The organism is Burkholderia sp. MS389 (assembly GCF_016899425.1).
GTDB lineage: Bacteria > Pseudomonadota > Gammaproteobacteria > Burkholderiales > Burkholderiaceae > Burkholderia > Burkholderia sola.
This window is the reverse complement of the sequence record NZ_CP045994.1, coordinates 1,517,880-1,535,367: the sequence shown is the minus strand read 5'-3', so window position 1 is coordinate 1,535,367 and position 17,488 is coordinate 1,517,880. Positions and strand designations below refer to the sequence as shown.

General features: G+C 67.9%; 15 protein-coding genes. 5 read left to right on the top strand and 10 right to left on the bottom strand.

Annotated elements, in window-relative coordinates:
• Positions 1 to 23: 23 nt before the first annotated feature.
• From GJG85_RS07150 to GJG85_RS07115, 8 genes are all read right to left on the bottom strand, one after another.
• On the bottom strand, positions 24 to 908 hold the full coding sequence (locus tag GJG85_RS07150; RefSeq protein ID WP_050017572.1) for a MurR/RpiR family transcriptional regulator: 885 nt from the start codon (positions 906 to 908) through the stop codon (positions 24 to 26).
• Between the two features lie 273 nt (positions 909 to 1,181).
• Positions 1,182 to 2,354: a Gfo/Idh/MocA family oxidoreductase gene (locus GJG85_RS07145; RefSeq protein ID WP_124631710.1), complete on the bottom strand. Its 1,173-nt coding sequence runs from the start codon at positions 2,352 to 2,354 to the stop codon at positions 1,182 to 1,184.
• Positions 2,355 to 2,383: 29 nt separating this feature from the next.
• On the bottom strand, positions 2,384 to 3,310 hold the full coding sequence (locus GJG85_RS07140) for a TIM barrel protein (protein ID WP_124631709.1): 927 nt from the start codon (positions 3,308 to 3,310) through the stop codon (positions 2,384 to 2,386).
• A 39-nt stretch (positions 3,311 to 3,349) separates the two neighbouring features.
• The gene (locus GJG85_RS07135; protein WP_124631708.1) at positions 3,350 to 4,363 is read right to left on the bottom strand and encodes a Gfo/Idh/MocA family oxidoreductase; all 1,014 of its coding nucleotides are present in this window, start codon (positions 4,361 to 4,363) and stop codon (positions 3,350 to 3,352) included.
• A gap of 70 nt (positions 4,364 to 4,433) precedes the next feature.
• Positions 4,434 to 5,345: a sugar phosphate isomerase/epimerase gene (locus GJG85_RS07130; protein WP_050017577.1), complete on the bottom strand. Its 912-nt coding sequence runs from the start codon at positions 5,343 to 5,345 to the stop codon at positions 4,434 to 4,436.
• Between the two features lie 44 nt (positions 5,346 to 5,389).
• Positions 5,390 to 6,415 carry an ABC transporter permease gene (locus tag GJG85_RS07125; protein WP_050017580.1) on the bottom strand — a complete coding sequence of 342 codons (1,026 nt, stop codon included), beginning with the start codon at positions 6,413 to 6,415 and terminating at the stop codon, positions 5,390 to 5,392.
• Positions 6,416 to 6,441: 26 nt separating this feature from the next.
• Positions 6,442 to 8,007: a sugar ABC transporter ATP-binding protein gene (locus GJG85_RS07120; RefSeq protein WP_089488367.1), complete on the bottom strand. Its 1,566-nt coding sequence runs from the start codon at positions 8,005 to 8,007 to the stop codon at positions 6,442 to 6,444.
• Between the two features lie 68 nt (positions 8,008 to 8,075).
• The gene (locus tag GJG85_RS07115) at positions 8,076 to 9,002 is read right to left on the bottom strand and encodes a sugar ABC transporter substrate-binding protein (RefSeq protein WP_050017638.1); all 927 of its coding nucleotides are present in this window, start codon (positions 9,000 to 9,002) and stop codon (positions 8,076 to 8,078) included.
• A gap of 327 nt (positions 9,003 to 9,329) precedes the next feature.
• Here GJG85_RS07115 and iolC point away from each other — a divergent pair, with 327 nt between their 5' ends.
• The 5 genes from iolC (at position 9,330) to GJG85_RS07090 (ending at position 15,705) form a co-directional block, all read left to right on the top strand.
• Positions 9,330 to 11,285 carry a 5-dehydro-2-deoxygluconokinase gene (gene iolC, locus GJG85_RS07110; RefSeq protein WP_050017583.1) on the top strand — a complete coding sequence of 652 codons (1,956 nt, stop codon included), beginning with the start codon at positions 9,330 to 9,332 and terminating at the stop codon, positions 11,283 to 11,285.
• Positions 11,286 to 11,331: 46 nt separating this feature from the next.
• Entirely contained in the window at positions 11,332 to 13,215 is a 1,884-nt protein-coding gene (gene iolD, locus GJG85_RS07105) for a 3D-(3,5/4)-trihydroxycyclohexane-1,2-dione acylhydrolase (decyclizing) (protein WP_089488365.1), read from the top strand.
• A gap of 60 nt (positions 13,216 to 13,275) precedes the next feature.
• Positions 13,276 to 14,205, top strand: a complete 930-nt coding sequence (iolE, locus tag GJG85_RS07100; protein WP_050017585.1) for a myo-inosose-2 dehydratase — start codon at positions 13,276 to 13,278, stop codon at positions 14,203 to 14,205.
• A 56-nt stretch (positions 14,206 to 14,261) separates the two neighbouring features.
• Entirely contained in the window at positions 14,262 to 15,080 is an 819-nt protein-coding gene (iolB, locus tag GJG85_RS07095; protein ID WP_089488363.1) for a 5-deoxy-glucuronate isomerase, read from the top strand.
• Positions 15,081 to 15,210: 130 nt separating this feature from the next.
• Positions 15,211 to 15,705 (top strand): heme-degrading domain-containing protein, encoded by a 495-nt coding sequence (locus GJG85_RS07090; protein ID WP_204383808.1) that lies wholly within the window; start codon positions 15,211 to 15,213, stop codon positions 15,703 to 15,705.
• Positions 15,706 to 15,759: 54 nt separating this feature from the next.
• Here the strand turns inward: GJG85_RS07090 and GJG85_RS07085 are convergent, their stop codons facing one another.
• Together GJG85_RS07085 and GJG85_RS07080 are read right to left on the bottom strand one after the other, a co-directional pair.
• Positions 15,760 to 16,167: a YbgC/FadM family acyl-CoA thioesterase gene (locus GJG85_RS07085; protein ID WP_050017589.1), complete on the bottom strand. Its 408-nt coding sequence runs from the start codon at positions 16,165 to 16,167 to the stop codon at positions 15,760 to 15,762.
• A 53-nt stretch (positions 16,168 to 16,220) separates the two neighbouring features.
• A complete protein-coding gene (locus GJG85_RS07080; RefSeq protein ID WP_089488362.1) occupies positions 16,221 to 17,447 on the bottom strand; it encodes a beta-ketoacyl synthase N-terminal-like domain-containing protein in 1,227 nt (408 codons plus the stop codon).
• Positions 17,448 to 17,488 lie beyond the last annotated feature (41 nt).

Genomic DNA, 17,488 nt, shown 5'->3' with positions numbered 1-17,488 from the left:
GGGCGGCGCACCGGTAGCCGAGATCAACCGGCCTTCGTGCCGTGCGCGCCGTCGGCGGTCGGCAGGTACGACAGCTCGAGCCGGTACGCGAGCGCGACGAACAGGCTCTGCGCAAGGCCCATCGTCGCCGTCAGCGCGCGAAAGCCGAACGTCGCGCTGTCCTGCACCATCAGCGTCACTTCCGCCTCCCGCGCGAGCGGGCTCATCCGGCTGTCGGTGATCGCGATCAGCCGCGCACCGCGCTGCGCGGCCTGCTGCGCGACCTGTACCGTCTCGTCCGCGTACGGCATGAACGAGATCACGATCATCACGTCGCCTTCGCGCACCGATCGGATCTGCCCGAGATGCATGCTGCCGAGCGCGCTGAACAGCCCGATGCGCTTGTCGGTGTGCTGCAGCGCATAGTCCAGATACACGGCGATCGGAAACGCGCGCCGCGACCCGGCGATCCAGATCGCCTGCGTATCGGCGAGCAGGTCGACCGCCTGCGCGAGCGCCTGCGAGTCGAGCGTCTGCCGCAACTGCTGCATCCCGGCAATGCTGCCCTTGATGAATTCGTCGGCGATCTGTTCGGGTTGCAGGCTCGACGAACCCGATTCGATCACGTCGCGCACGCGCAGGTTGTACGCACGGCCCGGCGCGATCTGCTGCGCGAGCCCTTCGCGGAACAGCCGCTGCATCTCGGAGAACCCGGAGAAGCCGAAGTGCTTCGCGAAGCGCACGACGGCCGACGGCTGGACGCCGCAGGCTTCCGCGAGCGACTGGATGCCCTCCAGCCCAAGCTGGTCCCGATGCGTTTCCACGTGGCGCGCGATCACCTTCAGGCGATTGCTGAGGCCGTCGTACTCCTGCGTCAGGTGCTGCAGGAACGCCTCGACGGTGGCGGGAGGTTTCTCGGATGAACTCATCGGATAGCGCGAAGTTGACGGCCCCGGTGCGCGCGCGTGGCTGGCCGGCGCGGCCCGGGGCTCGACTGGATACATGCATGAAGGGCGAATTTAATCACGTTTGCGGCACGGCCCGCGCCGCCTGCTCGCTCCCACGCGCTCGATCATCGCTTGCATACGCTCCACGGCAAGACTGGGAGCGATTGTCCAACGCGTTCGCGGCGGCGTAAAGATCAGGGTGTGTACCGAGGCCGGCCGTCGCGACGAAGCGCGGCGCAGCCGGCCCGCCTCCGTTCAGCGATAGTCGACCCACACGCCGCCCGCGTCGGCCGAACGCACGCAGTTCTCGACCCAGCGCACGCCTTCGACGCCCGCGTGCACGTCCGGAATACGGATCGCCTTCACCGCCGCGGCGTCGCCGCGATCGGCCGCGTCCATCGCGAGCGCGAAGCGCGCGTAGAGATTCGACCATGCGTCGAACAGCCCTTCCGGATGCCCGGCGCCGATGCGGTCCTCGCGCAATGCGTGCGGATGCAGGTACGGCATTCCGCGATCGAGCACCTGTGCCGGCTGCCCCTGGACTTCGTAGCGCAACTGGTTCGGGTGTTCATCCCACCATTCGATGCTCGCCTTCGAACCGATCACGCGCACCTTCTGCCCGTGCATCGAGCCGGCGTTCACCGCGCTCGACCACACGTAGCCGATCGCGCCGGTGTCGTATTCCATGATCGTGAACGCGTTGTCCTCGAGCGGCGCGCGGCTCTTCACGAAACTCTGCCGCGAACACATCAGCCGCTTGATCTTCAGTTCCGGCGCCATCACCTCGGAGATATACAGCGGATGCGTGCCGATGTCGCCGAGCACGTAGCTCGGGCCCGCGAACTTCGGATCGACGCGCCAGCGCGCGGCCGCGCTCGCGGCCTCGACGCCCTCGCTGTGAAAGCCGTGCGCGAACTGCATCTGCACGATGCGGATCTCGCCGAGGTCGCCGCGCGCGATCATCTCGCGCGCCTGCTCGATCATCTGGTGTCCGGAATAACCGTACGCGACGCCGACGATCCGGTTCTTCTCGACCGACAGCCGCTGCAGCGCCTCGGCTTCCTCGGTCGTGAAGCACAGCGGCTTCTCGCAGACCACGTGCAGCCCCGCGTTCAGCGCGGCGCGGCAGATCTCGAAGTGCGTGTTGTTCGGCGTCGCGATCGATACCGCGCGGATGCCGTCCGGCCGCCGCGCCTCCGCGTCGAACATCGCCGCGTAGTCGGGATAGCAGCGCTCGGCCGCGACGCCGAGCTTCACGCCGAACTGCCGGCCGCGTTCGGGATCGATATCGAATGCGCCCGCAACCAGCTGGAAGCTGCCGTCGCGCAGCGCGGCCGACCGGTGGCTGTAGCCGATCTGGCTGCCGAGCCCGCCGCCGACCATGCCCCAGCGAATCGAATGTCCAAGCAGAATCTGTCCGTCAATCATGATGGTGTTCCTGGTGCGGGTTCAGAGGGTCATGCAAAACCGGCCGACGCGAGAAACGCGCGGCTCGCGGCGACGTCGCGCAGGCTCGTGCCGGCGTTGCGCGGGTCGCGTTCCTGTTCGATCGTGATGGTGCCGGCGTAGCCGATGTCGGCGAGCGCGTGGCGGATCGCCGGGTAGTCGAGCACGCCGGTGCCGATCGGGCACATCACGCCGCGCGCGCAAGCCGCGAAAAACGCGATGTGCTCGCCCATCACCGCGTCGTACACGGCCGCGTCGATATCCTTGAAATGCACGTAGTCGAGCCGCGCTGCGTGGCGGCGCAACCACGTTTCGGGGTCCATGCCCGAGTAATGCAGGTGGCCGGTGTCGAGGCACAGGCCCGCCGTGTCGGCCGGAATATCGGCGACGATCCGGTCGATCTCGTCCGCGAACTCGATGTACCCGCCCGCATGCGGATGGATCACCGCGCGCACGCCGAACTCGTCGCGCGCGATCGTCGCGATCTGCCGGATATGGCCGACCATCCGCGCCCAGCGCGCGTCGGACAGCCGCGGCGCGCGATCGCCGTGGCCGGCCGCGTAATCGCGCTCCTCGTGGCCCCAGTCCATCACGACCAGGTACGGCGCCGCGTAGCGCTGGCCGTCCTGCGTCGGCAGCTTCGGCAGCCGCGTAATCAGCGCGCAGATGTCGCGGGTCTGGCGCAGCAGGTTCGGCAGTTTCTCCGGCGACACGAGATCGTCGAAGATCGTGCCGGCCGTGATGCTCAGGCGCTGTCGCTCAAGTTCGGCGCTCACCACGTCGAGGTCGAGCGGGATGTAGCCGTACGGCCCGAGCTCGATGCCCGAGTAGCCGGCCTGCGCGGCCTCGGCCAGCACGTGCCGCCATGGCGGCAGATGCGGGTTCTTCACGTCGTCGACGCCCCAGCAGCACGGCGCGCAGCCAATCTTCATCGTCATGTCGGTCGGTCCGGCAAGCAGGCGGCGAACGGCCGCGGGTCAGCCGCGATAGAACGCGGGACGGTCGGCCATCGCGATCGGCTCGACCGCGCCGCTCTGCTGCGCCCGCACGCACGCGTCGGCCCCGACCGCCGCCGCGTAGCCGTCCCATGCGGACGGGCCAGTGAGCGCGCCCTGCCGCACGCCGTCGATGAATGCCTGCAGCTCGACGTCGTACGACGCGATGAAGCGCTCCTTCCAGTCGGTCATGATCTCGACCGACTGCCGCGCCGCATGCTTGAGCCCGACGGCCGGCGGATCGGGCAGCTTCGCGATGCCCTGCTCGCCGACCACCTCGCACTGGATGTCGTAGCCGTACTGGCAGTTCACGAAGATCTCGACGTCGATGCGCACGCCGCTCGCGGTTTCGAGCAGCACGATCTGCGGATCGGCGAGATGCGCGCCCGCATGGCGCGTCTTCTTCGGATAGACGACCTGCGCGCTCGTGTAATCCTCGCCGAGCAGCCAGCGCAGCACGTCGAGTTCGTGGATCAGCGTGTCGGTGATCGCCATGTCGGTCGTGTAGCGCTCGCCGACCGACTGGTTGCGGTGCGCGCAATGCAGCATCAGCGGCGCGCCGATCTGGCCGCTGTCGATCACGCGCTTGAGCGCGCGATAGCCTTCGTCGTACGGGCGCATGAAGCCGACCTGCACGAGCCGCTTGCCGTGCGCGACTTCGGCTTCGACGATCCGCATGCAGCCGTCGGCCGTGACGGCCAGCGGCTTCTCGCAGAACACCGGCTTGCCGTGCGCGATCGCGTCGAGCACGAACGCTTCGTGGGTCGGCCCCCACGACGTGACGAGCACGGCCTGCACGTCGGCGGCCGCGACCACTTCGTGGCCGTCGCCGTAGATCTCGGCGTCGAGCCCGTACTTCGTCACCGCGTCGCGCGCCTGCTGCGGATCGATGTCGTTGACGGCCACGACGCGCGCACCGGACAGCGTGCGGGTCAGTCTGCGGATGTGGTCCTGGCCGATCGCGCCGCAGCCGATCACGCCGATTTGCAAGGTCATGCAGTTCTCTCCATTCGTTCGTTCATCAGCGGCGCGGCCCATGCCGCGCCGGTCAACAATCGGTCATCGGTCAACGCGCCGCGCGATCGAAATGGCGATCGACGTAGCGCTGGATCGCGTCGCGCATATAGCGCGACGACGCTTCCGCGCGATCCTCCCACGCGAACACGCACGACGACAGCACGCCGTCGAAGCCGGCGGCGCCGAGTGCGCGGAAAAACACGTCCCAGTCGATCTCGCCCTGCCCGATGTCGAGATGCTGGTGCACGCGGATCTGGTTCGAGCCGGGCGGGTTCACGATGTAGCGCAGCTGGCTGCTCTTGCGGTGGTCGAAGGTATCGGCCACGCGCACGTGCGCGAGGATCGGCGCGGCGGCCGCAATCATCGCGGCCATGTCGTCGCCGTAGTAGAACGTATGCGGCGCGATATACGACAGCTTCAGCGACGGCGAACCGAGGTTCGTGACGATGTCGATCGCAGGCTGCAACTGCTCGATCCAGTCCTCCGGATGCGGCTCGACCGACAGCACGATGCGCTCGCGCTCGAGGATCGGCAGCAGCACGTCCATCGACCGAAACCACGCGGCCTCGCACAGCGCCTGAGGGTTCGCGCCCGGCCGCTCGCCGACCGAGCGCTCCGGCGACGCGCCGCGCCCGAACTCGGACACCATCAGCGGACACTCCATCTCGACCGCCACCTCGATCGCCTTCTTCCAGCAGCGCACGGCCCATTGCCGCTCGTCGTCGAACGGGCTCGCCCAGCGGTACATCGGTTGCAGCGACGCGAGACCGACGCCGCTCGCGCGCATCGCGTGGCGGAACGCGGCCATCCGCTCACGGGTCGCGCGCGGCATCACCCACCAGTCGAGAAAGTCGCCGCGCGGCGACAGCTCGATCTGGTCGTAGCCGAGCTCGGCCACCGCGTGCGGCAGCCGGTCGAGCGGCAGGTGGCGAATCATGTAGGGGTCCAGCGCGATCTTCATCGTCTTCCCGGGCAGTTTCGTGATTTCGGCAGCGGTGGAATCGATCAGCGGCGCGACTTCTTGTTGCGGTACTGGTCGGCGATCACGGCCGCGACGATGATCGCGCCCTTCACCATCTCCTGGTAATACGCGTCGATGCGAATGAACGTGAAGCCCGACGTCATCACGCCGAGGATCAACACGCCGATCACGGTGCCCGTCACGCGGCCGAGGCCGCCCGACAGCGACGTGCCGCCGATCACGACGGCCGCGATCGCATCGAGCTCGTACATCACGCCCATGCCCGACTGGCCGGAGATCGCACGCGCGGCGGTCACGGTCCCCGCGATGCCGCTCAACAGGCCCGCGATCGCATAGACGAAGATCAGGTGCCGCGTGACGTTGATGCCCGACACGACGGCCGCATGGCGGTTCGCGCCGATCGCATAGGTGTACTTGCCGAAGCGCGTGTAGCGCAGCACGACGTGGAAGATCGCGGCGATCACGACGAAGATGATCACCGGGTTGGCGCCCGCGCCGATCGCCGCGAACGGGTCGGTCAGCATCGACACCGGCATCCCGTTGGTGAACCACTTCGCGAAGCCGCGCGCGGCGACCATCGTGCCGAGCGTCGCGATGAACGGCGGGATGCCCGTCATCGCGATCAGCGTGCCGTTCAGCAGGCCGACCAGCAGCCCGACGCACACGCCGGCCAGCACCGGCCAGATGATCGGCAGGTCGGTGAGGTGCGGAAACACCGCGCGCGGGAAGTCGGACACCTGCGCGAGGCTCGCCGATACGACGGCGGCCGCCGCGACGACCGACCCCGACGACAGGTCGATCCCGCTGGTGATGATCACGAGGTTCACGCCGACCGCGATGATGCCGATCACGGCCATCTGCAGCACGATGATCTCGAGCCGCTCGGCATTGAAAAGGAAGCTCTGGCCGACGACGACCCAGCCGACGATCTCGAAGAACAGGCTGATGCCGACCAGCACGAGGAAGATGCTCAGTTCGGGCGGCCACTTCGCATGCCGCGACTTGAGGGTCATGGTCTGCGCATCCGCGACCGGGTTCAGGTTGCCCATTTCAGTGTCTCCAATCTTGTTTCGGCTCAGCGCGACGCGAGATCCATGATGCGGACCTGGTCGGCGTCCTTGCGATCGACGATGCCGGTCATGCGCCCTTCGTGCATCACCATCACGCGATCGCTCATCCCCAGCACTTCCGGCATTTCCGACGAGATCATCAGCACCGCGACGCCCTTGCCGGCGAGCGCGCTGACGAGCCGGTGGATCTCGGCCTTCGCGCCGACGTCGATGCCGCGCGTCGGTTCGTCGAGGATCAGGATGCGCGGTTGCGTGAGCAACCATCGACCGATCAGCACCTTCTGCTGGTTGCCGCCCGACAGGTTCTGGATTTCCTCGTGCAGCCCGGGCGACTTCACGCGCAGCATCCGGCTCATTTCCTCGCAGTCGCGCTTCAGTTGCGCCTGCTGCACGAAGTTGAACTTCACGTAGCGACGGCTGAGCACCGCCGCTTCCATGTTCGCGAGCAGGTCGAGATTCAGGAAGCAGCCGGAATCCTTGCGGTCCTCGGTGAGGAACGCCATCCCGTGCTTCATCGCCTGCGCGGGCGTCGCGATCCGCACCGGCTTGCCGTCGATGCGGATCTCGCCCGACGTGGCCGGCACGACGCCGAACAGCGCCTCCGCGACGTTCGAGCGCCCCGAGCCGACGAGGCCCGCGACGCCGAGAATCTCGCCCGCGCGCAGCTCGAAGCTCACGTCGCGGAACACGCCGTCGACGCAGAGATCCTTCACCGACAGCACGACGTCGCCGATCGGCACCTCTTCCTTCGGGAACATCTGCGTGATCTCGCGCCCGACCATCATGCGGATGATGTCGTCGCGCGTGACGTCGGTCGACGCATGCGTGCCGATGTACTTGCCGTCGCGGAACACCGAGAACTCGTCGGCGATCTCGAACAGCTCGTTCATCTTGTGCGTGATGTAGACGATGCCCTTGCCCTGCTCGCGGAGCTGGCGAATGATCCGGAACAGGTGCGTGACTTCCTTGTCGGTCAGCGCGGAGGTCGGCTCGTCCATGATCAGCACGTCCGAGTCGAACGACACGGCCTTCGCGATCTCGACCATCTGCCGGCTCGCGACCGTCAGCGTGCGCACGTCGGTCTCCGGATCGATGTCGATCGACAGCCGCTCGAACAGCGCGGCCGTGCGGCGGCGCAGCGCCGCGTGATCGATCAGGCCGAAGCGGTTCTTCGGTTCGCGGCGAATCCAGATGTTCTCCGCGACCGTCATGTACGGCATCAGGTTGAGTTCCTGATGGATCATCGCGATCCCGCGATCGAGCGCATCGAGCGGGCCGTTCAGCACGACCGGTTCGCCGTTGATCAGGATTTCGCCCTGGTCGGGCGTGTAGACGCCCGCGATGATCTTCATCAGCGTGGACTTGCCGGCGCCGTTCTCGCCCATCAGCGCATGCACGGTGCCGCGGCGCACGCGGAACTGCACGCCGTCGAGCGCGACGACGCCGGGAAAGGACTTGCCGACGCCGCGCACCTCGAGCACGCAGTCGGCCGTGGGCGCACCGGGCGCGACGGACGAAGCGGCCGGTGCGCTTTCGCTGGCCGTCGAGCGCGCGATCCTGGCTGTAAACATGGACGTACCTCGAAAATCGCGCGCGAACCCGGCCGCGCCGGGCCCGCGCAGTTCAGCGGAAAAACCGGTCAGTGCTTCGCGTACTGGTTCATGTTCTCCGGCGTCACGAGTTCGAACGGCACGTTCACGTAGCGATCGACCGGCTGCTTCTTCGCGAGCTTGAGCGCCGCGGCTACCGCCTGCGCGCCCTGCCCGGTCGCGTTCTGGTAGACCGACACCTTCAGCTCGCCGGCCTTCATCGCCGCGAGCCCGTCCGGCGTCGCGTCGATGCCGGCGACGACCGTCTTCGGCGTCAGCTTGCGTGCGGCCTTCAGCGCGTTGATCGCGCCGATCGCCATTTCGTCGTTGTTCGAGATGATCGCGTCGAACTTGGTGCCGGAGCTCAGCCAGTTCATCGTGATGTCCTGGCCCTGCGTGCGGCTCCACTTGCCTTCGCGCTTGTCGACGATCTTCATGCCCGCGCAATCCTTCGTCGCGATCACGTCCTCGATGTCCTTGGTGCGGGCGCGCGCCGATTCGTTGGACAGCTCGCCCATCAGCACCAGCAGGTCGCCCTTGCCGCCGAGCAGCTTGCACACCTGGCGCGCCTGCAGCGTGCCCGACTGCTTTTCGTCGGACGCGACGACCGCGACGCCGGCCGGCAGCTTGTCGAAATCGACCGGCTTGCGGTTCACGTAGACGAGCGGGATCTTCGCGGCGGTCACCATCTTCGTGATCTTCGGCGTCGCGTCGGTATCGACCGCGTTCACGATGATCGCGTCGACCTTCTGCGCGATCATGTTCTGGACCTGGCTCAACTGCTTGCCGACGTCGTTGCCGCCGTCCTCGATCTGCACCGTCGCGCCGTCCTTCTTCGCCGAATCGGCGATGCTGTTGCGCAGGATGGTCAGGAATGTGTCGTCGAACGATGCCATCGTCACGCCGATCTTCTCGGCATGCGCGAGCGGCGCAGCCAGGATCGCGGCGGCCGCGACGGCCATCAGCTTGGTCTTCATGATCAATCTGTCTCCTCATCTCCGGGGGGCGGAAGACGGCGCGTTGCGCGCCGCCGGGCCGAGTCCGATCGGGGCCCCATCGGGTCCGATCGGGACTGAAGCATCCGGATGAAACTGTAGATCACTTCCTCGACAATTTGGAAATTTATTTCTACGTGATTTCACCTAGGGAACTAGATTTCCAAAAAGTCTAGACTCCGTTCCGTAGCCCGAATCCCGGCGACAGGCCGCCTCGCGTCGTGCAGCACCTGCCGCGACAGCCGCCGCCGGTTCGGTCCCCTAATCTGCCGGCAGCGCCGAACGCCGGCCGCGAGCGTGACACGTGATATGAGCCTGCTGAACTTTCCGAGTGACCGCCCCATCGATCTCGCCTGCCTCGGCCGCGTGGCCGTGGATCTCTATGCGCAGCAGTACGGCAGCCGCCTCGAGGACGCGCGCAGCTTCCAGATGTATCTCGGCGGCTCGTCCGGCAACGTCGCGTTCGGCGTCGCGCGGCTCGGGCTGAAGACCGCGATGATTTCGCGCGTCGGCGACGAGCAGATGGGCCGCTTCCTGCGCGAGACGCTCGAGCGCGAAGGCTGCGACACGAGCCAGTTGCAGACCGACCGCGAGCGCCTCACCGCGCTGGTGCTGCTCGGGCTGAAGGATCGCGATACGTTCCCGCTGCTGTTCGTGCGCGAGAACTGCGCGGACATGGCCGTGCGCGCCGACGAGATCAGCGAGGACTTCATCGCCGGTTGCCGCGCGCTGGCGATCACCGGCACGCATCTGTCGACGCCGGGCACGCGCGAGGCGTCGCTGACCGCGTTGACGTATGCGCGCCGCCACGGCGCCGTGCGGATCCTCGACATCGACTACCGGCCGGTGCTGTGGGGGCTGACCGCGCGCGGCGCCGGCGAAAACCGCTACGTGCCCGACGCGCAGGTGACACGGCAGTTGCAGCAGGTGCTCGGCGAATTCGACCTGCTGGTCGGCACCGAGGAGGAATTCCTGATCGCGGGCGGTGTGCCGGATGATTTGATCGCGTCGTTGCAGGCGGTGCGCGCGATCACGAACGCGACGCTGGTCGTCAAGCGCGGCGCGCTCGGCTGCTGCGTGATCGAAGGCGATGTTCCCGCGCGCATCGACGATGCGCCGACCTTTCTCGGCGAGCGCGTCGACGTGCTCAATGTACTCGGCGCGGGCGACGCGTTCCTGTCGGGGCTGCTGTCCGGGCTGCTGCGCGGGCGCGACTGGGCCGAATCGACGCGCATCGCGAACGCGTGCGGCGCGATCGTCGTGTCGCGCCACGCGTGCTCGGCCGCGATGCCGACGCCGGCCGAACTCGCGCACTGGTTCGACGGCAGCCGCAATCCGCAGGTCGACGCCGACCGCACGCTCGCGCACCTGCATCGCGTGACGGTGCCGCGCCGCGAATGGGACGATCTCTGCGTGATGGCATTCGACCATCGCAGCCAGTTCTACGAGCTCGCGGTGCAGGCCGGCGCCGACGAAGCGCGGATCAAGACGCTGAAGCGCCTGCTCGTGCGCGCGGTCGAACAGGTCGAGCGCGATCGCGGGATCGCCGGCCACGTCGGCGTGCTGATCGACGGCGGTGCGTACGGCAGCGACGCGCTCGCGTCGGCCACCGGGCGCGGCTGGTGGGTCGGCCGTCCGGTCGAACTGCCGGGCTCGCGGCCGCTGCGGTTCGACGACACGCGTTCGGTCGGCTCGTCGCTCACGCACTGGCCGACCGAACAGGTCGTGAAGTGCCTCGTCCACTATCACCCCGACGACCACGTCGACCTGCGCGTCGAACAGGAGCAGCGCGTGCTGGAGCTGTGGGAAGCCACGCGCGCGAGCGGCAATGAGCTGCTGCTGGAAATGATTCCGCCGCGCGCGGTCACGCCGGCCGGCACCGAGGACGACGCGGTGCTGCGCACGGTCGCGCGCTTCTACAACCTCGGCGTGAAACCCGAATGGTGGAAGCTCACGCCGCTCACCGCCGACGGCTGGGCGCGGCTCGCCGCGCTGATCGCCGAGCGCGACCCGTACTGCCGCGGCGCGGTGATCCTCGGGCTGAACCAGCCGCTGCAATACCTCGTCGACAGCTTCCGCTCGGCGACCAACCCGATCGTCAAGGGCTTCATGGTCGGGCGCACGCTGTGGGCCGATGCGTCGCTGAACTGGTTCGCGGGCCGGATCGACGACCAGGCGCTGATCGACGAAGTGGCCGGCAACTTCGCGCAACTGGTCGACGCGTGGCTGGGCCGCCGGGCCGCCGCGCGCGCCGCCGCGGCCTGATGCCCGTGTTCGTGACGACCACCCGACCTCTCTCTATCGACCGACGATGACCACCACCGTAAGACTGACCGTCAGCCAGGCGCTCGTGCGCTACCTGGCCGCCCTGCGCGCCGAAGTCGTCCAGCCCGACGGCCGGACCGAGATCCTGCCGTACTGCGGCGGCGTGTTCGCGATCTTCGGCCACGGCAACGTGGCCGGGCTCGGCGAGGCGCTGCATGCGGAGAAGGACCGGCTGCCGACGTTTCGCGCGCACAACGAGCAAGGGATGGCCAACGCGGCCGTCGCGTTCGCGAAAGCGCATTTCCGCCAGCGGATGATGGCCGCGACGTCGAGCATCGGCCCCGGCGCGACCAACATGCTGACCTCGGCCGCGCTCGCGCACGTCGGCCGCTTGCCGCTGCTGTTGCTGCCCGGCGACGTGTTCGTGTCGCGGCTGCCCGACCCGGTGCTGCAGCAGGTCGAGGATTTCGAACAGGGCGACGTCAGCGCGAACGACTGCTTCCGGCCCGTCACGCGCTACTTCGACCGCATCACGTCGCCCGAGCAATTGCTCGTCGCGCTGCCGCGCGCGATCCAGGTGATGACCGATCCCGCGCAGTGCGGGCCCGTGTGCCTCGCGCTGCCGCAGGACGTGCAGACCTTCGCGTACGACTGGCCCGAGGATTTCTTCGCGCCGCCGGTGATCCGGATGCGCCGGCCGCCGGCCGACGCACTCGAGCTCGCCGATGCGCTCGACGTGCTGAAGGCCGCGAAGAAGCCGTTGATCGTCGCGGGCGGCGGCGTGCTGTACAGCCAGGCGTGGGATGCGCTGCGCACGTTCGCCGACACGCACGGCGTGCCGGTCGCCGAATCGCAGGCCGGCAAGGGCAGCCTCGCGTGGGACCACCCGCTGAACCTCGGCTCGATCGGCGTGACGGGCTCGCCCGCCGCGAACCGCGCGGCCGCGCAGGCCGACGTCGTGTTCGCGGTCGGCACGCGGCTGCAGGATTTCACGACCGGTTCGCACGCGCTCTACGGCGACGCGGCGCTGCTGAGCCTGAACGTGCAGCCGTTCGACGCGGGCAAGAAACGCGGCCGGCAACTGGTGGCCGATGCGCGCACGGGCCTCGGCCAGCTGTCGGCCGCGCTGGCCGGCTGGCGCGCCGACCCGGCGTGGACCGCCGCGAACCGCGACCAGGCCGCCGCATGGAACGCGCGCGTGACGGACCTGACCACACGGATTCCGAAGGACACGCTGCCGTACGACGCGGAAGTGATCGGCGCGGTGCGCGACTCCGCGGCCGACGCGGGACGCGACAGCGCGCGCGACGATCTCGTCGTCTGCGCGGCCGGCACGCTGCCGGCCGAGTTGCACAAGCTGTGGCGCAGCGGCGTGCCGGGCAACTATCACATGGATTATGCGTATTCGTGCATGGGCTACGAGGTCGCGGGCGGCCTCGGCGCGAAGCTCGCGCGGCCCGAGCGCGAAGTGATCGTGATCGTCGGCGACGGCTCGTACATGATGCTCAACGCGGAACTCGCGACGTCCGTGATGCTCGGCCGCAAGCTCATCGTCGTGATCCTCGACAACCGCGGCTACGGCTGCATCGAGCGGCTGCAACTCAATTGCGGCGGCGCGAGCTTCAACAACATGCTCGACGACTGCGTGCCCGAAGGCGGCGAACGCTCGACGATCGACTTCGCGATGCATGCGCGCGCGATGGGCGCCGAAGCCGTGCACGTGCGCGACATCGGCGAGCTGCGCCACGAAATGAAGCGCGCGCGGGCGGCGACGACGAGCCAGGTGCTCGTGATCGACACCACGCACCAGCGCACGACCGACGACGGCGGCGCGTGGTGGGAAGTCGCGGTGCCGCAGGTGTCCGAACGCGCCGGCGTCGAAGCGGCGCACCGCGCGTATCTCGACGCGAAGACCCGCCAGCGGCGCTGATCCGCGCCCCTTTCCATCGGCCGCGCCGACACAACAACATTCGAACCCAGGAAACCCGTCATGAGCTGGAACGTCCGCATCGGTATCAATCCCCTGTCGTGGATGAACGACGACCTGCCGTCGCTCGGCGGCGAGACGCCGCTCGAGACGGCGCTGAAGGAAGGCGCCGAAATCGGCTATGCGGGCTTCGAGCTCGGCAACAAGTTTCCGAAGACGGGCCCCGAACTGAAGGCGAAGCTCGCCGAATTCGGGCTCGTGTGCGTGTCGGGCTGGTATTCGGGCTTCCTCGCGGAAGTCGCGCCGGGCATGACCGATGCCGATGCGGTCGCGGCGGAAATCGAGCGCTGCCGCGCGCATATGACGAAGCTGCAGTACAACGACGTGAAGGTCGTCGTGTACGGCGAATGCGCGGGCACGATCCAGGGCAACATCGACACGCCGGTCGCGAAGCGGCCGCGTTTCGTCGACGATGCAGCGTGGCGGCGCTATGCGGCGCGTCTCGACGCGTTCGGCGCGCACCTGCTCGACACGTACGGCATCAAGCTTGCGTACCATCACCACATGGGCGCGTACGTCGAGTCGCCGGACGACGTCGACCGGCTGATGGCGCTGACCGATCCCGCGAAGGTGTTCCTGCTGTTCGACACCGGCCACGCGTATTTCGGCGGCGCGGCCGACCCGGTGGCGCTGCTGCAGAAGCACGTGTCGCGCGTCGCGCACGTGCATTGCAAGGACGTGCGGCCGCAGGTCGTCAGCAAGGCACGCAACGACGGCTGGAGCTTTTTGAACGGCGTGATCAACGGCACCTTCACGGTGCCGGGCGACGGCGCGCTCGACTACGACGCGACGCTGCGCACGCTGAAGGACGCCGGCTACGAAGGCTGGCTCGTCGTCGAGGCCGAGCAGGACCCGGCCGTCGCGCCGAGCTATGCGTATGCGAAGAAGGGCTACGAATCGCTGCGCGCGATCGTCGACCGGTTGAGCGCGTGAGTTCGCGCGCAAGCGCCTGAGCGTTCGCGCCCTACCCTATTGCGGAGACTTATTTCATGACGATTTCACCCCTGCTGGTCAAGGCATCCGCCGACCGCGAAATCTGCAACGTCACGCCCGAATCGGCCGGCTGGAAGCACGTCGGCTTTCGCGCGCTGCGCCTGAAGGCCGGCGACACCGAAACGCTCGACACCGACACGCGCGAATTGTGTGTGGTCGTGCTGACGGGCACGGTGCGCGCCGAAGTCGACGGCGAGACGTACGACGCGCTCGGCAAGCGCGACAGTGTGTTCGAGGACGTGTCGCCGGACGCGCTGTACGTGCCGGGCGGCAAGACCGTCACGCTGGTCGCGACGCGCGATGCGGAAGTCGCGCTGTGCACCGCGCCGTACGCGAGCGGCGACAAGCGGGTTCAGCGCCTCGACGGCGAACGGATGCGCCGCTCGGTGCGCGGGCAAGGCACCAACACGCGCTACGTATGCGACATCCTGATGGGCGACAACCCGGCCGCCGACCGGCTGCTCGTCGTCGAAGTCGTCACGCCGGCCAGCCATTCGAGCAGCTATCCGCCGCACAAGCACGACCGCGATGCGGCGCCCGACGAGACGTCGCTCGAGGAAACCTATTACCACCGGATCGATCCGCCGCAGGGCTTCGCGTTCCAGCGCGTATACACCGACGACCGCAGCCTCGACGAGGCGTGCGCGGTCGAGAACCACGACGTCGTGATGGTGCCGCGCGGCTATCACCCGGTCGTCGCACCGCACGGCTACAACCTGTACTACCTGAACGTGATGGCGGGCCCGAGCCGCGCGTGGGCGTTCAGGAACGATCCCGCGCACGAGTGGATGCTCGACGCGGCGCCGAAACGTTGAAGCGCTGAAACGCTGAAACGTCGACGTGCCGAAACGCCGAAGCACTGAACGAAAGACGGGCCCGCGCGCGGCCCGTGACGATGCGACGCCCGGCACGCGCGTACAGTGCCGGCAACGCGACGGAGCCGCCATGGTGACGCCCCCCTTTCGCCTCGAACCCCACGCCTTCAACGACGATGCGTCGAACCCGGCGCTGCCGCACTTCAATGCAGCCGTCGCACGCCGCATCGGAGAAATCGCGGTCAACCTCGCGTCGCGCCGCGGGCTGCCGATCGCGGTCGGCATCGTCGGCGGGCAGGCGCCGCTGTTCTACTGCGCGCTCGACGGCAGCGACGCGCACGACAGCGAGGCGATCCGCCGCCGACAGAACACGGTGCTGCGTTTCGGCCAGAGTTCGCTCGCGGTCGGCGCATGCTTTCGGCGTGCCGGCTGGTCGCTGCGCTCGCACGGCCTGTCGGACGACGACTACGCGCTCGACGGCGGCGGCGTGCCGCTGCGGATTGCCGGCGCCGGCATCGTCGGCGCGATGACGATCGCGGGGCTCGGCTCCGAAGCCAATCACGCGCTCGTCGTCGAATGCCTGCGGTGGCACGTCGGCGCGAATGCGCTGGCGATGAGCGCGTAGCGGCCGCTCGCGGCCGGCGGTCTACGGGTCGCGCAGCGCCACGGCATGCGTCTTTCATTCGACGCGAAACGCAAACGGAATCCGAACCGGCCGCAGCGTGTCGAGATTCACGCCGGCGAGCCCCGTTCGCCCTTTTGCCAGCAGCGTATCGTCGCGATAGACCTCCTGCTGGAACGCGATACGCACACGCGTGAGCTCGGTCAGCGTCGTGCGGATCGTCAGCGGTTCGTCGTGACGCGCCGGCGACAGGAACGCCGTCTCGATGCGGCAGACGATGAGTCCGGTTCGCAGTTCGGCCATCATGTGCGCGAGATCGATACCGTTGGCGCGATACCATTCCATCCTGGCCTGATCGAACCAGCGCAGGTAGTTCGCGTGATAGACGACGCCGCCGAGATCGACATCGACGAACGGCACGCGCAACGAAAAATGATGGCTGCGATGGCTGGGAGCAACCTGCATGTCGACACCTCCGGGAGAAATCGGCAGTTCAGGGAAACGCATGCGGCGGCGCGCTATTGCATCTGCGCGCGATAGGCGTTCGTCATGACGAGCGTCGCATTGACCCCGCCGAAACCGAAACTGTTCGTCATCACGGTCGTCAGTTTCCGCTGCGTGGTCGCCGTGACGATGTCGAAGCCGCACGCGCCGTCGTCGAGCTGCCCGATGTTCATGCTCGGCGCAATGAATCCGTCGTTCATCATCAGCACCGCATAGATGAATTCGTGCACACCGGCCGCACCCTGCGCGTGGCCGGTCGTCGACTTGGTCGACGACACCGGCGGCGCGGCCTCGCCGAACACGTTCCGGATCGCGCGTAATTCGCGGATATCGCCGACGGGCGTGGACGTGCCGTGCGTGTTCAGATAGTCGATCGGCAAATCGATACCGCGCAATGCGAGCCTCATGCTGCGCTCGGCGCCTTCGCCGGACGGCACGACCATGTCGATACCGTCGGTCGTCGTGCCGTAGCCGATCACTTCCGCATAGACGGGCGCGCCGCGCTCGATTGCATGATTCATTTCCTCGACCACGACGATCCCTGCGCCGCCTGAAATCACGAAGCCGTCGCGGTCCGCATCGTAGGGGCGCGACGCGCGCACCGGCGTATCGTTGAAGCGGGTCGACAGCGCGCCGATTGCATCGTACTGGCACGCGACTTCCCACCCCAGTTCTTCGGCGCCGCCGGCGAACACGATGTCCTGCGTGCCGGCCCTGATCAATTCGACGGCATGGCCGATGCACTGTGCCGATGCGGCGCACGCACCGCAGATTGCGTAGCTCACGCCGCGCACGCCGAACGCGACGGCAAGGCACGCGGCATGGACAGACGGCATCGAATGCACGATGTCGTACGCGCCGACGCCGCGCAACCCACGCGTGCGCATCGCATCGACCGCATGGACGTAACCGAGCGACACCCCGCACGCGTTGCCGACGATCACGCCGGCGCGCTCGTTCGACACGAGGCGCGAGGGCAGCCGCGCGTCGTCGATCGCTTGTTGCATGCATGCGAATGCTTGCAGCGCGGCAGGGGTCATCCATCGGAGATGCCGGCGATCGACGCGATCCGGCGCGGGCGCCTCGACGGGCGCCCAGACGTGGCTGCGCAGTCCCGCGTCCCTGAATGATTCGGAAAACACGATGGCGCTGCGGCCCGCGCGCAGCGCGTCGCGCACGGTCGGGACATCGCTGCCGATGCTGGACGCAATGCCGATCCCCGTGATGACCGCACGTCTCATGTCCCGCTTCCCCGAAAACGAACCATGCCGGCGTCGGCCGC

What these genes read in the sequence shown, in the direction of transcription:
- GJG85_RS07140 (WP_124631709.1), bottom strand. Translation starts at nt 3,310, where the DNA reads ATGACGATGAAGATTGGCTGCGCGCCGTGCTGCTGGGGCGTCGACGAC.
- GJG85_RS07145 (WP_124631710.1), bottom strand. Translation starts at nt 2,354, where the DNA reads ATGATTGACGGACAGATTCTGCTTGGACATTCGATTCGCTGGGGCATG.
- GJG85_RS07150 (WP_050017572.1), bottom strand. Translation starts at nt 908, where the DNA reads ATGAGTTCATCCGAGAAACCTCCCGCCACCGTCGAGGCGTTCCTGCAG.
- GJG85_RS07085 (WP_050017589.1), bottom strand. Translation starts at nt 16,167, where the DNA reads ATGCAGGTTGCTCCCAGCCATCGCAGCCATCATTTTTCGTTGCGCGTG.
- GJG85_RS07125 (WP_050017580.1), bottom strand. Translation starts at nt 6,415, where the DNA reads ATGGGCAACCTGAACCCGGTCGCGGATGCGCAGACCATGACCCTCAAG.
- GJG85_RS07115 (WP_050017638.1), bottom strand. Translation starts at nt 9,002, where the DNA reads ATGAAGACCAAGCTGATGGCCGTCGCGGCCGCCGCGATCCTGGCTGCG.
- GJG85_RS07080 (WP_089488362.1), bottom strand. Translation starts at nt 17,447, where the DNA reads ATGAGACGTGCGGTCATCACGGGGATCGGCATTGCGTCCAGCATCGGC.
- iolB (WP_089488363.1), top strand. Translation starts at nt 14,262, where the DNA reads ATGACGATTTCACCCCTGCTGGTCAAGGCATCCGCCGACCGCGAAATC.
- GJG85_RS07135 (WP_124631708.1), bottom strand. Translation starts at nt 4,363, where the DNA reads ATGACCTTGCAAATCGGCGTGATCGGCTGCGGCGCGATCGGCCAGGAC.
- iolC (WP_050017583.1), top strand. Translation starts at nt 9,330, where the DNA reads ATGAGCCTGCTGAACTTTCCGAGTGACCGCCCCATCGATCTCGCCTGC.
- iolE (WP_050017585.1), top strand. Translation starts at nt 13,276, where the DNA reads ATGAGCTGGAACGTCCGCATCGGTATCAATCCCCTGTCGTGGATGAAC.
- GJG85_RS07120 (WP_089488367.1), bottom strand. Translation starts at nt 8,007, where the DNA reads ATGTTTACAGCCAGGATCGCGCGCTCGACGGCCAGCGAAAGCGCACCG.
- GJG85_RS07130 (WP_050017577.1), bottom strand. Translation starts at nt 5,345, where the DNA reads ATGAAGATCGCGCTGGACCCCTACATGATTCGCCACCTGCCGCTCGAC.
- iolD (WP_089488365.1), top strand. Translation starts at nt 11,332, where the DNA reads ATGACCACCACCGTAAGACTGACCGTCAGCCAGGCGCTCGTGCGCTAC.
- GJG85_RS07090 (WP_204383808.1), top strand. Translation starts at nt 15,211, where the DNA reads ATGGTGACGCCCCCCTTTCGCCTCGAACCCCACGCCTTCAACGACGAT.